Source organism: Alteromonas sp. 5NS40-0096 (genome assembly GCF_057544385.1).
On sequence record NZ_BAAJLQ010000001.1, the window covers coordinates 443,913 to 457,265 of the forward strand.

Here is a 13,353-nt window from a genome sequence, read left to right on the forward strand (position 1 = left end):
GCGACGACTATAAATGGAAGATGAATTACGTCTATCACTACTTGTACTTGGTGGCTGCTTTATCGTTGGTGTGTTGGTTCACGGCCTATGGGTAAGCCGCAAGAACAAACAACAAACGGTTCAACAGCAAAAGACTGAACCTTGGAGTGAAGACGCCGATGACAGCGACGACGATATTTCGTTTTCCGCGCAGGAAGAACCTGATCTTGATGAGTTAGATGAATTGGGCCTGGGTAAACCCAGAGTCGTTTCGTCTGCACCAGTCATTGAAGAAGAAGCTGATGAACAAACCGAAGAGGGCAATAGCGTTCAGCAACCAACCGATACGCTGTCAGAGGTATCCGAAGAAGAGGTGAAGGAGGAAGTGAAGTTGTACGGCTCAGTTGTCACTCAACCTAAGCCACACTTATCTCAGCATCGCTCAGAACCGGTCATTTCCAATGAGTCGATTCCAGAACCTCCCGGTTTTCTTTTGCACGAAGGCGAAGAGCCGACAATGGCCACGCAAAGTGAAAAGAGCGAAGCGAGCCAACCCAATATTGACGTCAGCGCTGAACCAGATTTCCAACTTGATACCCAGCCATCTGAACCAAAAGTAGCCAAAGACAATGTTGCGAGTTTTTCTGAACAGGCTAAAAAGTTGGTGACGCGCAAAAAGGCAAAACCTGCAAGTCGCAAGAGACAGGAACCTAAATTGGGCGAAGACCAAATGCACATTGACTTTAATGAGCCTCAGGTAGAAGAAAGCAAGCCCGAAGTGAGGGAAAATCAAAGTGCCGAACAAGAAGTCCTAGTACTCAATGTGAAAGCACCCGAGGACGCGCCCATTGCTGGTGCTGCGTTGCTACCTATGCTATTGACGTTAGGCTTTAAGTTTGGCGATCAAGATATATTTCATCGACATGTCAATTCCAACGGTAAAGGCCCCGTGTTATTTAGCTTGGCAAACATGTTTAAACCTGGTGTCTTTGATATTGATAATCTAGAGAATTTCACTACCCAGGGCGTTTCTTTGTTTATGATTTTACCAATCGATGATCCGCATCAGGTGTTTAATATGATGCATAACGCCGCGAGAAAAATTGCAGATGAATTCGGCGCCCAAGTGCTTGATGGTCGCCGTAGTGTGCTGACGAAGCAGGGCTTGCAGCAATACGTTGAGAAGATCAGAGATTTCGAACGTCGGCGGATGATAGCTCGATAACACCGACGCTGGACTCCTGAATACGGCAACCCCATTAGACAAGGAAGGGCACCTCAAGGGTGCCTTTTGTATTTCACCAACGAATAAGTGATATGACAGATATACAACAACAAGCTGAAGCATTGCGCAGTTTATTAAACGAATACAATTACCAGTATTATGTAATGGATAACCCGACTGTGCCCGACGCGGAATACGACCGTGTTTTCAAGGCATTACAGGCTCTAGAAGCGCAACAACCATCTATTGTTACACCAGATTCTCCGACTCAGAAAGTGGGTGGTGCCCCGTTAGACGCATTTGACCAAGTTACCCATGAGGTCCCCATGCTTTCTCTGGATAATGCGTTTGATGAAGATTCGCTACGTGCTTTCAACAAGCGAGTTGTCGATAGAATCATCACCTCAAGCGCTCTAAGTTACAGTTGCGAGCCAAAACTCGATGGCTTAGCCGTGAGTATTTTGTATGAAAATGGGCAACTCGTCAGAGCGGCAACGAGGGGAGATGGTCAAGTTGGGGAAAACATTACGCAAAATGTAAAAACAATTGGCAATGTTCCCTTGCGTTTACGTGGTGAAGACTATCCACAGCGTTTAGAAGTGCGCGGTGAAGTGTTTATGTCAAAAGCGGGTTTCCAAAAACTCAATGATGCTCAGAAAGAAAATGGCCAAAAAACGTTTGCCAATCCACGAAACGCCGCAGCGGGTAGCTTGCGTCAGCTAGATTCTCGGATTACCGCCAAACGTCCTCTGATGTTTTATGCCTACAGCTTAGGGGTTGTCGCCCCTGAAGGTTTTCCTTTGGCCTCACGCCACAGCGAAAGATTGCAACAACTAGCTCAATGGGGTTTACCGCTCTGTCCTGAGGTAGACACGGCAACGGGACCCGATGGTTGTTTGGGTTATTATGAAAAAATCGGAGAAATGAGAGATCGGCTTCCATATGACATCGACGGTGTTGTGTTTAAAGTAGATGATATCGAAAAACAACAGCGCTTGGGGTTTGTAGCGCGAGCGCCCCGTTGGGCAGTTGCACACAAATTTCCGGCACAAGAGGAAATTACTCAACTACTTGACGTTGAGTTTCAAGTAGGACGGACAGGTGCAATTACACCGGTAGCAAGACTTGCTCCAGTTTTTGTTGGCGGTGTCACTGTGTCTAATGCCACCTTACACAATCAAGATGAGATTGACAGATTGGGTGTCCACGTGGGTGATACCGTTGTGATTCGTCGAGCGGGCGACGTCATTCCTCAAGTGGTGTCTGTCGTGTTGGCTAAACGGCCTGATGACAGCAAAGCCATAGTATTTCCTAGCGTCTGTCCCGTGTGTGAATCCGCTGTCGAAAAAGTTGAGGGTGAAGCAGTTAGTCGCTGTACTGGCGGTTTAATTTGTGGTGCTCAGCGCAAACAAGCGCTTAAACATTTTGCATCTCGAAAGGCACTGGATATTGATGGACTTGGCGACAAATTAGTTGACCAACTCGTTGACGCCGACATGGTCAAAACGCCAGCAGATTTCTTTGATTTGACGGTGGCGACACTGGTATCTCTCGAGAGAATGGGGGAGAAGTCTGCCTCTAATCTAGTGGCGTCGATTGAAAAAGCCAAATCCACAACTTTGGCAAAGTTTATCTATTCCTTAGGCATTAGAGAAGTGGGAGAGGCCACGGCGGGTAATTTGGCCAATCATTTTGAAACGCTAGAGGGAGTAAAAACTGCAAGTTTAGAAGCGTTACAAGAAGTCAGTGATGTCGGCGAGGTCGTGGCTGCACACGTATTTAATTTCTTCAATGAAGAACACAACCAAACTGTTGTGACAGCGCTGCTCGAAGCGGGTGTGAAATGGCCAGCAGTAGAGAAACCTAGCCAAGGTAGTATGGTACTCGACGGCAAAACGTGCGTGATTACGGGTACGCTTTCTGCCTTGTCTCGTAATGATGCGAAGGCACTGATGCAACAATTAGGAGCGAAAGTGGCTGGTAGTGTGTCAGCAAAAACCGATTTCCTTATCGCAGGCGAAAAAGCGGGTTCAAAGCTTTCAAAAGCCCAAGATCTCGGTGTGGAAGTGTGGGATGAAACGAGGCTGGTTGACTTTTTAACGGTCAACAACATGATGCCCTAAATGGCACAGTGAGCGCTGCAAGCATGGCAGCGCTCGACCCTATTTTGTTACTTTTCTTGGCGTTGGGCTCGTGACGCTTTTCGCTGTTGCCATGCTTTGGCAACCGACCAACGCCATACCCAATTCAATCCGTAATATCCGATCACACCAAAAATAATAGAGCAAAGCCCACAGCCAACCAGAAATGCAGGGCCTATGGTGCTGATGCTGTTAACTACCCATTGCCAACTTAGTTCGAATTCAAAGTTTTGTGCCTTGGTACCCAGTACAGTCGATCCCAATTTGTATGCGCCATAAAATATAGGCGGCATGGTGAATGGATTAGTGATCCAAACCGTTGCAACCGACAGAGGCAAATTCACTCGCAGAGGAATGGCTGTCGCCGCAGAGAGCCACATTTGGAACGGAACCGGCCAGAAGGCAAAAAACAAACCGACACCGAAGGCGCCAGAAGCCGAGCGTCTGTTCAAGTGCCACAAATTTGGCTCATGCAGTATGGTGCCAAAGATGCGAAGTGCGCGTTGATTCTTAATGGTTTGATGATCGGGTAATAAACGCTTGATAAATTTTCTTGGCATATTTTCGAAAAAACCAACTGATACTCAAAGTTACCAACAAAAAGGCAATAGCGTTACGCTGTGGTGCACAGGTTTTACGCTTACCGCTCTGTCGTCAACGCACTGGCCAGATTTACCTTCAATACCGTCACTGGTTGCTGTAGCTATATTGGCTACAGCATGTTTGGTAATGGCGGCTTGCCCAATACGAGACAAAGTTTGCGATTGTGCTTTTTTGTCTCACTGTATTTCAAACCACAAAATTAACAGAGGCTTAATTTTGACGTCGGGAATACTTTTCGGATTGCTATGGATGGCGAGTGTAGGGCATTGTTACCGCTATTGGCAACTCCCATTCGATAAAATTCAACAAGATGTCACAATCTCGGGACGAATTGACAATGTAGATCAAAGTGCCAATGGTGAGTTGTCTCGATACATCGTTTCCGTTGTTTCCATGGGGCAATACCAATGGAAATGGCCAAGAAAAATCAGAGTCACCTGGTCTTCTCCCTCAAAGTACTTTTTGCCGGGACAGCAAGTTGTACTCAGAGTAAGGCTAAAACCCGCTTTTGGCACAGTCAACCCGCATACTTTCAATTATCACCAGTGGTTAGTGAGTCAAAAAATAGTAGCCACAGGATATGTCAAAGAACACCATAGTAATCGCTTAATTGAGCCAAATATCTCTTTGCGCCATCGGCTCATTTACCGTTTGAAGGCACTTGAACTAAAACAATTGAAATGGATAGAGGCGCTGATTTTTGGAGAGCGAGGCGGCTTTGACAAAGGTGACTGGGAGCTGCTTAAAAACACCGGGACAGCGCATCTTTTTGCAATATCAGGTTTGCATATTGGTATCGTACTAGGGTGGATTTGGCTAGTAGCCCGATTATGCATTTTTGCGGTCAGCAGTCTGCACCCAAAGCTCACACAATCAAACTCACTCACGGTAACTAAAGTGCTCGCGCTTTCAGGGGGAGGATTTTTTGTTGTAATGGCGGGAGCGCAGTTGCCTGTAGTGCGAGCTTTTGTTCTTGCGACTATCGCCGTATACCTGCTGACGAGTCGCCAGAGAATGGATGTGTTAGCGGCATTGGTCATGATGGCATTTATCTGTCTTTTGCTCTTTCCGTTTGCGGTGTACGGACAGAGTTTTTATCTGAGTTTCAGCGCCGTATCAGCAATTTGGTTACTCAACTGGTGGCTTGGCGGTGTGCCGTTGGGGTGGCGAGGGCGCATTTCGTATGCGATTAAAATGCAAGTCGGCTTATTTTTATTCATGCTACCCGTCGTCGCTAGTTTTACCGGTACCTTGTCGTATTCCGCACTGTTAACCAACCTCGTATTGATTCCCTTGTTTACCATTGTGATCGTGCCAGCTACGTCGTTGTTGTTGGTGTTTCTTTTCGTTAATGCCAAGCCTCCGGCACTTTTGCTTGAGGGTGTCGACACGTTGCTTCACTTGGTTATCGAGTTTTTGCGCCTTTTTCAGCGCTATGCCTCTTCTATCAGGATTGACCTGAGCATAGAGGCCGCGCTGTTGGCTATTGTGGCACTCGCTTTAATTGTGCTGCCCATCGCCATCAAACGGCGCTACCTAGCTGTTTTATTTGCTTTCGTAACTGCGCTTTTGCTTGTTGAGATTAAACGAGACGAGATGTGGTATTTACACATTTTTGACGTCGGGCAGGGCAATAGTGCTGCGATTCAACGGGGGAGTCACTTTATTGTGTTTGACACCGGCGCCAGTTCTCGGTTTGGCCCTTCTCATGCAGAACGTACCGTCATCCCCTTTATCCAATCGGAGCAAGAAGCATCCTTGGATTACTTGTTTTTGAGTCATTATGATGATGATCACGCGGGTGGGGCAGAAGACATTCTCGCCGCTTTTCCCGATGCAAACCTAATCAGTCCATCAGGTCTTTGTCGCCGAGGTTTTAGCCAACAATGGCGAGGATTAAACATCACCGCGCTGTGGCCGAACAAAGACGTTAAACACATAGATAACAACCAATCTTGTGTTCTTAGCGTATCCGATAGTAATAACTCTATTTTACTGCCCGGTGACATTGAACAAGCCAGCGAATGGCAACTTGTCAGGCAAGTAGCGTTAAAAAGCGATGTGTTGATTGCCTCACACCATGGGAGTAAAACATCGTCGACCTACGCATTTTTGCAGGCAGTATCGCCCAAATATGCGGTGTTGAGTTACGGCTTTAAAAACCGCTATATGATGCCAGACCCCAATGTTATCAATCGGTTATCAGCACAGCCACTAACATGCTTGTCGACAGTTGAACACGGCTACATTAAGTTCACTTTTTCAGCAACACAGCCGATAGCGGTTGATTCTATGAAACGATCTAGCGCCTCTAAGTGGTTTTATCCCAAAAAATCTTTGCCCTGTAGTAGAGGGTGATATGCCTTGAAATAACAAATTTAGTCGCTATTTCTCCTGAGCGAACGGGCAAAGACGCCTCCCAATCCGCTATTTTTACAATTACTCCTTCTCGGGCTAGGGTTATTTGGCAATAGGCGTTACAATAGTACGGTTACAAAATAAGGTGATAAAGATTAATGCAAGACGCTGATAATTCGTCAAATGTTCAACGGTTTCTGAGTTATCTCAAAGCGTTTAAACTCCCCTTTGCCATGGCTATAATAGGAATGATCGGTTATTCCTTAGTCGATACGTTTGTTCTGTCACAGTTACAGCCAATGATCGATGAGTCTTTGGGTAAAAATGATTACGATTATTTAAGACTCGCGGCATACGCCATTGTCCCTCTTTTTATCCTTCGCGGATTGTTTAATTTTATGGGTAGCTACACCCTTGCTTGGGTGGGTTCGCAAGTCGTTATGAAAATGCGACAAGAACTGTTTGAAAAATATATTTATTTGCCTGTGTCGTTCCATGACACCCACAGCGCCGGCGGATTGATCAGTAAAGTCACCTATGACACCGAACAAGTATCGAATGCGGCAGGCAGAGCGCTGCTGATTCTGGTGCGAGAAGGCGCCTTGGTTCTGGGGCTAATTGGTGTCATGTTTTACCATTCATGGCAATTGTCCCTCATTTTTATACTAATTGGCCCTGTGGTTGCGCTTATTGTTTCTTTCGTGAGCAAGCGCTTTAGGACCGTTAGCCGGAATATTCAACAAGCGATGGGCAATGTAACGTCTGCTGTAGAACAGGCGGTAAAAGGTCATAAAGTGGTGCTGATGTTCGGTGGCCAAGAAATAGAAAAACAGCGCTTTGCCCAACGTAATAATCACAATCGCCAACAGACAATGAAACTCATGGTTACCCAGATTCTCTCGGTATCGTCGATTCAAGTCATTGCCTCGATTGCATTGGCGTTTGTATTGTTTGTCGCAAGCCAACCAAACCTGTTAGATGCACTCACGCCAGGCGTGTTTATTAATGTAGTAATTTGTATGGTAATGCTGCTAAAACCGCTAAAACAGTTAACCACCGTAAACAATGAGTTCCAAAAAGGTATGGCCGCATGTTCAAGTATTTTTCAAATCCTTGATCAACTTGAAGAACCCAACACAGGGACGAAATCCATTGTTAAAGCGAAAGGTGGCGTCAGTTTCGACAATGTCACTTTTTCTTATCCGGGCAAAAATACCCCTGCTCTGATGGACGTCAGTTTTGATGCCAAACCTGGTGAAACCATAGCGCTTGTTGGCAAATCAGGTAGTGGAAAATCTACGATTTCTTCACTACTAACCCGTTTTTATATTCCTCAGCAGGGAACGATCTCCCTCGACGGCGACGACATTCAGGATATTGAATTGACGGCATTGCGAAAGCAATTTGCACTGGTGTCGCAAAACGTAACCTTATTCAACGACACCATTGCCAACAATATTGCCTATGGTGCGCGGAAAAACATCGATAGAGCAGCGATCGAAGAGGCTGCGAAAATGGCTCATGTGGTTGAATTTTCGCAAAACTTACCAGACGGTTTAGACACAGTGATTGGCGAAAATGGTTCGCAATTGTCGGGTGGTCAACGCCAAAGAATAGCGATTGCAAGAGCGATTCTGGTAGACGCCCCGGTATTGATTCTCGACGAGGCAACGTCAGCGCTCGATACTGAGTCTGAACGGTTTATACAAGAAGCGCTAGAGACGTTACAAAAAACTCGGACGAGCTTGGTTGTCGCTCACCGCCTATCTACGATTGAGAATGCCGATACCATCATGGTCGTGGACCAAGGAAAAATCATCGAGCGAGGCAAACACGACGCCTTGCTTGCCACTGGTGGGGCCTACTCACAGCTGCACGCTATGCAGTTTGGGGACAATAGTTGAAGTTTTTGACTGACAAGTGGTATCGCGGGCATTGGTCTTTGTGGTTGCTATCTCCACTGGCCCTGCTTTTTGGGTTTATCTCTTGGTTTCGGCGATTGTTGTTTTCTCTGAACGTCAAAGCCCAATACCGACCAGAAGCAAAAGTCATCGTAGTAGGAAACATTAGCGTTGGGGGAAATGGAAAAACCCCAATCGTTTTGAGTGTTGTAGATTATTTTGCATCACGAGGTTATCAGGTGGGCGTGTTAAGTCGCGGCTACGGTAGCAAAGCGCCTAACTACCCCCATGTAGTCAGCAGTGGTGACGACCCTTCGGTATCTGGTGACGAACCGTTATTACTGAAGCGCAGATTAAATGTGCCCGTTGTGATTGACCCTGTGAGGCGCCGCGGTGCTCGATTATTGGAAGGCGAATTTGGCTGTGACCTCATTGTTTGTGACGACGGCATGCAACATTACGCGTTGGCTAGAGATGTCGAAATTGTCGTGATGGATGATCGCCGGTGGGGAAATGGCTACTTACTGCCCATGGGGCCATTGAGAGAAGGTAAGTGGCGTTTAAACACCGTCGATGCAGTGCTATTTAATTCAGAACGAGATACAGAATCTGTTACCCAGCACAATGTGACATCCCCAGTGTTCAAAATGAACTTACTTCCCAGGCATTGGGTGAATGTGACTTCACCCGACAAAACCATGGATACACAGCAATTATTGACCGTGACACAACCCGTTTCCGCCATCGCAGGTATCGGTAATCCATCTCGCTTCTTTGACCAACTGAAACGCGATGGAATTACGCTGGCTTCTCAAACCGCGTTTGTCGACCATCATCATTACACCCCAGACGATGTGCCCAAGGGTATAGTGTTGATGACGGAAAAAGATGCAGTAAAGATTCAAAAATTCGCTCATGAGAATTGTTGGTTTCTACCTGTGGATGCTAAGGTATCTGATGCGTTTTACGCTCTGTTAGAAAATCGAATAAACGATAAGTTAATCGTTAAGTAGGAAAACAAATGGCATTTGATAGAAAGCTGTTAGACGTGATTGCCTGCCCAGTATGTAAAGGCAAGTTAGAATATGTAAAAGACGAACAATCGTTAGTGTGCCGTTTTGATAGATTGAGTTACCCGATTCGAGACGGGATCCCTTCTTTGATTGAGGAAGAGGCCAGCGCAATTTCGCTAGACGCACTGGAAGCCATTAAATAATGTCAGGGTCTTTCACTGTAATCATTCCCGCGCGTTTTGGTTCGACTCGCTTTGAAGGGAAGCCGTTGGCAAAAATTAATAGCAAGTCAATGATTTTACACGTTATTGACAGAGCTAAAGAAGCGGGTGCTAGTACTGTCATAGTGGCGACGGATGATCAGCGAATTGCCGATGAAGTCGGTGACGCTGCGCAGGTTTGCATGACTTCTCCTGATCATAATTCCGGTACGGAACGACTAGCGGAAGTCATTGAAGCGATGAATTTAGCAGACGATGATATTGTGGTGAACGTGCAAGGAGACGAGCCGTTTATTCCCGCTGAAAACATTCGACAAGTGGCGGCTAATCTAAAACGCAGCCGGGCTGAGATGGCGACACTGAGCACAAGTATTGAAACGGTTGACGATTTGTTTAACCCGAATATTGTAAAAGTAGTGCCTAATCGAGAATCTAAGGCATTGTATTTTTCACGCTCCGTTGTGCCTTTTGAACGCGATACTATGATGAAGGGCAAGCCAAAAGATTTGGATTTGAATCAGTTTCATCGCCATATTGGTATTTATGCTTACACCGCGGGTTATATCAAGCAGTATGTTAATTACGCCCCATCTGTACTTGAAGTTACGGAGTCGCTAGAGCAACTGCGCGCACTCTGGTATGGGGACGCAATACATATCGAACGCGCTGTCGCGCTTCCACCAATAGGCATTGATACGCCTGAAGATTTAGCAAACCTCTTAGCAAAACTGAATGAAGGTTAATGGAATGAATATTGTCATTACTGGAGCAAACCGAGGTATTGGTCTAGAACTGGTCAAACACTACTGTAATGCCGGCGCTAGCGTTACTGCGCTGTGTCGAAATAGCTCAGATCAATTAAACCAGACTGAGGCGACAGTGATAGACAAAGTCGATATGGCTAATCCTGATTCGATCAAAAATGCGGCTTTAGCGATAGGTTACCAACAAATAGACATACTGATTAACAATGCTGGTGTGTTAGGCAACGAATCTATTAATGATTGGGACCCAAACACGATTGACTATCAGTTTAGGGTGAATTCAATGGGACCGTTGTTGTTGACTCAGGTTCTTCAACCCAAACTTCTAGAAGGCGCAAAAGTCATTTTGGTAACAAGCCGGATGGGCTCGATGTCAGACAACATGTCAGGCGGATACTATGGCTATAGGATGTCGAAGGCCGCACTCAATGCTGCAGGGGTGAGTTTAGCGAATGACTTTAGGGATAAAAAAGTCAGTGTGTTGATGTTGCATCCGGGCTTCGTACAAACCGAAATGGTCAGCGGTAATGGCGATATCAGTGCAGAAGTCGCAGCGCGAACTATGTGTAATAGAATCGAACAACTCACCTTGGCAGATTCAGGCGCGTTTTGGCACGCAAATGGGGATAGTCTGCCGTGGTAAACACGTTGCTTGCCGGGCTGTTATTGGGCAATAGCTACGTGAACATGCCACCGCTACCCAACCCAATACAAGAAATATATCCCAGTGCGCATGGCAATGGAATTGTTGTTGCTGGCGGGCTGCGCCGCGATTCAGATACCGGTCCTTTGACCATAGACAGTGAAGTATGGTGGTGGAACAAGGGCAGTGATAACTGGGAGCCTTTCCCCCATTTACCCGCGCCTCGTCATCATGGAATGCTGGTGTCAGTTAACGATAATCTGTATCTATTTGGTGGATTTATCGAGCGCAATGGCCAGTGGTTTAACACCAATAGTTCTCTCTCATTAAGTGCCGACGAAAAGAGTTGGTATGACGTGCCCTCTATGCCAATGCCCTTAAGCGAAACGGTCTCAGCGGTTCACGGCAATGACATACACTTTGTTACCGGTCGCACGCCAAGCTCAGGGAAAAATGGCAGGTGGCAGGACAGCATTGATACTGCTCTCCACCTAATCTATACGGTTGATACTCAGACTTGGCGTGAAGGCGTTAGCGCGCCAACAGCGAGAAACAGTGCTTGTAGCGTATTGGTAAATGGCCAGTGGCATGTGATTGGAGGGAGAACGGTAAAGGGAGGGAATCTTCCTACTCATGAGGTTTATTCCTTCACTTCGAAGGCATGGACAACATTACCACCACTTCCCGAAGCCCGTGGTGGTTTAGCATGCAGTCAAGTCGACGAAATCATTTACGTATTTGGCGGTGAATTCTTTGATAATGGCGGTGGAGTCTATTCTACGGTATTTGCGTATGACACCGAGTCCAATAAGTGGCTTGATATTGGCGAGATGCCCGTGCCTAAACACGGATTAGGTTCGGTGAGTTTGGGAGGCGATATCTATCTCATTGGTGGTGCAGAACAAGCTGGTGCGCGAAACACCAGCCGTCAAGTTGAGCGTTTTCGCCCTTAGTCATCTTGCTCTTCGCTGAGCACGCCCCAAATATCGTGCTCGTTGGCGTGAATGATTTCAGCCCAAACCAAGTCACCTGGTTTAACGTCAAACACGCCGTTGAGATGGACGATTCCGTCAACCTCAGGAGCATCGGCATAGCATCTGCCGGTTGCGCCCTCAGCATCAACACCGTCAATCAAAATTTGATACTCTTTACCGATTCGCGTTTTCAATCGGGCAGCACTGATTTCGCTTTGCACTTCCATGAAACGCGCAAGCCTTTCTTGTTTTACAGCTTCAGGCACTGGATCCGGCAAGTCGTTGGCTTTAGCGCCTTCCACATCTGAATAGGCGAAACATCCAACTCGATCGAGTTGGGCTTCACGCATAAATTCTAGTAGCTCTTCAAATTCTTCTTCGGTTTCACCGGGAAAGCCGACGATAAAAGTAGAGCGTATGATCAGTTCAGGGCACTGTTCACGCCACATTTTGATGCGGTCTAATGTACGGTCTGCGCTGCCTGGTCGCTTCATTAGGCGCAGAATACGTTTGTTCGCGTGTTGAAAAGGAATATCGAGATAAGGTAGCACTTTACCTTGATTCATTAGCGGAATGAGATCATCCACGTGCGGGTAGGGGTAGACATAATGAAGTCTGACCCACATTCCCATTTCTCCGAGCTTTTCGCACAGTTGCTGCATGTGAGCTTTCACGGGCATGCCATCCCAAAACCCGGTTCTGTGTTTGGTATCCACTCCATATGCACTGGTATCTTGTGAAATTACCAGTAGTTCCTTCACCCCAGCGGCTTTCAAACGTTTGGCTTCGTCTAGAATATCTCCAACAGGACGACTCACTAGGTCTCCACGCATCGAGGGAATAATGCAGAAGGTACACCTGTGGTTACAGCCTTCCGATATTTTCAGGTAAGCATAATGCCTAGGCGTCAATTTGATACCATGGTCGGGCACAAGATGCTGAAAAGGATTGTGAACAGGTTTAGGTAAATGATCATGGACTTGTTCGACGACCGCTTCGTAGGCGTGTGGGCCCGTGATGGATAACACGTTGGGATGGACTTCTCTGATTTCGTCTTCTTTGATACCCAAGCAGCCCGTTACAATGACTTTACCGTTTTCTTTTAGCGCCTCACCTATGGTGTCCAGTGATTCTTGAACCGCAGCGTCAATAAAACCACAGGTATTGACGATGACGAGATCTGCGTCATTGTAAGTCGGTACGACGTCGTAGCCTTCTGTACGCAGCTGAGTCAGAATTCGCTCTGAATCAACGAGGTTTTTTGGACAGCCCAAACTCACGAATCCAATACGATTATTGCTTTGAATCGTTTGACTAGCAGATTGATTTTCCTTGACGATAATCGCCTGTTCCTCAATAACACGCTTAGGTGTATCCATCGTGGTAGTTTGTTTAGGGTCAAATTGATTAACGGTCATGGCTTGCCTTGGTACATGAAAAATAACTGGGATAAAAAAGCGGCGCGTAGTATACAGCAACCGTTCAGGCTTTTAAATTAGTATAGTGCCAAAGCAGATTTAAACCTGCCAAT

General features: G+C 46.5%; 11 protein-coding genes. 9 read left to right on the forward strand and 2 right to left on the reverse strand.

The window, feature by feature from the left end; translation table 11 throughout:
* Positions 1–13 precede the first annotated feature (13 nt).
* Together zipA and ligA are read left to right on the forward strand one after the other, a co-directional pair.
* Positions 14–1,204 carry a cell division protein ZipA gene (zipA, locus tag AC27G9_RS02085; RefSeq protein WP_487070518.1) on the forward strand — a complete coding sequence of 397 codons (1,191 nt, stop codon included), beginning with the start codon at positions 14–16 and terminating at the stop codon, positions 1,202–1,204.
* Positions 1,205–1,287: 83 nt separating this feature from the next.
* A complete protein-coding gene (ligA, locus tag AC27G9_RS02090) occupies positions 1,288–3,327 on the forward strand; it encodes an NAD-dependent DNA ligase LigA (protein ID WP_487072037.1) in 2,040 nt (679 codons plus the stop codon).
* 47 nt (positions 3,328–3,374) lie between these two features.
* Here the strand turns inward: ligA and AC27G9_RS02095 are convergent, their stop codons facing one another.
* The gene (locus tag AC27G9_RS02095; RefSeq protein ID WP_487070520.1) at positions 3,375–3,905 is read right to left on the reverse strand and encodes a DUF2062 domain-containing protein; all 531 of its coding nucleotides are present in this window, start codon (positions 3,903–3,905) and stop codon (positions 3,375–3,377) included.
* 148 nt (positions 3,906–4,053) lie between these two features.
* Here AC27G9_RS02095 and AC27G9_RS02100 point away from each other — a divergent pair, with 148 nt between their 5' ends.
* From AC27G9_RS02100 to AC27G9_RS02130, 7 genes are all read left to right on the forward strand, one after another.
* Positions 4,054–6,306, forward strand: coding sequence for a DNA internalization-related competence protein ComEC/Rec2 (locus tag AC27G9_RS02100; RefSeq protein ID WP_487072039.1), 2,253 nt, complete (start codon positions 4,054–4,056; stop codon positions 6,304–6,306).
* 158 nt (positions 6,307–6,464) lie between these two features.
* The gene (msbA, locus tag AC27G9_RS02105) at positions 6,465–8,210 is read left to right on the forward strand and encodes a lipid A export permease/ATP-binding protein MsbA (RefSeq protein WP_487070522.1); all 1,746 of its coding nucleotides are present in this window, start codon (positions 6,465–6,467) and stop codon (positions 8,208–8,210) included.
* Positions 8,207–9,220 (forward strand): tetraacyldisaccharide 4'-kinase, encoded by a 1,014-nt coding sequence (gene lpxK / locus AC27G9_RS02110; protein ID WP_487070524.1) that lies wholly within the window; start codon positions 8,207–8,209, stop codon positions 9,218–9,220. Before msbA ends, lpxK begins: the two co-directional genes overlap by 4 nt.
* A gap of 8 nt (positions 9,221–9,228) precedes the next feature.
* Positions 9,229–9,423: a Trm112 family protein gene (locus AC27G9_RS02115; protein ID WP_487070525.1), complete on the forward strand. Its 195-nt coding sequence runs from the start codon at positions 9,229–9,231 to the stop codon at positions 9,421–9,423.
* Complete coding sequence (kdsB, locus tag AC27G9_RS02120) at positions 9,423–10,184, forward strand: 3-deoxy-manno-octulosonate cytidylyltransferase (protein ID WP_487070527.1); 762 nt, start codon at positions 9,423–9,425, stop codon at positions 10,182–10,184. The genes AC27G9_RS02115 and kdsB overlap by 1 nt, the downstream gene beginning before the upstream one ends.
* Before the next feature lie 4 nt (positions 10,185–10,188).
* Positions 10,189–10,848 (forward strand): SDR family oxidoreductase, encoded by a 660-nt coding sequence (locus AC27G9_RS02125; protein ID WP_487070529.1) that lies wholly within the window; start codon positions 10,189–10,191, stop codon positions 10,846–10,848.
* Positions 10,842–11,801 carry a Kelch repeat-containing protein gene (locus AC27G9_RS02130; protein ID WP_487070531.1) on the forward strand — a complete coding sequence of 320 codons (960 nt, stop codon included), beginning with the start codon at positions 10,842–10,844 and terminating at the stop codon, positions 11,799–11,801. Before AC27G9_RS02125 ends, AC27G9_RS02130 begins: the two co-directional genes overlap by 7 nt.
* On the opposite strand, the gene rimO is transcribed toward AC27G9_RS02130, so the two are convergent.
* On the reverse strand, positions 11,798–13,240 hold the full coding sequence (gene rimO, locus AC27G9_RS02135; protein ID WP_487070533.1) for a 30S ribosomal protein S12 methylthiotransferase RimO: 1,443 nt from the start codon (positions 13,238–13,240) through the stop codon (positions 11,798–11,800). The two genes, AC27G9_RS02130 and rimO, sit on opposite strands and share 4 nt — an antisense overlap.
* Between the last annotated feature and the right edge of the window lie 113 nt (positions 13,241–13,353).

Excerpts from the sequence above, each read along its gene's own strand:
- rimO (WP_487070533.1), bottom strand. The coding sequence starts at position 13,240 with ATGACCGTTAATCAATTTGACCCTAAACAAACTACCACGATGGATACA.
- AC27G9_RS02095 (WP_487070520.1), bottom strand. The coding sequence starts at position 3,905 with ATGCCAAGAAAATTTATCAAGCGTTTATTACCCGATCATCAAACCATT.
- AC27G9_RS02125 (WP_487070529.1), top strand. The coding sequence starts at position 10,189 with ATGAATATTGTCATTACTGGAGCAAACCGAGGTATTGGTCTAGAACTG.
- AC27G9_RS02115 (WP_487070525.1), top strand. The coding sequence starts at position 9,229 with ATGGCATTTGATAGAAAGCTGTTAGACGTGATTGCCTGCCCAGTATGT.
- zipA (WP_487070518.1), top strand. The coding sequence starts at position 14 with ATGGAAGATGAATTACGTCTATCACTACTTGTACTTGGTGGCTGCTTT.
- kdsB (WP_487070527.1), top strand. The coding sequence starts at position 9,423 with ATGTCAGGGTCTTTCACTGTAATCATTCCCGCGCGTTTTGGTTCGACT.
- msbA (WP_487070522.1), top strand. The coding sequence starts at position 6,465 with ATGCAAGACGCTGATAATTCGTCAAATGTTCAACGGTTTCTGAGTTAT.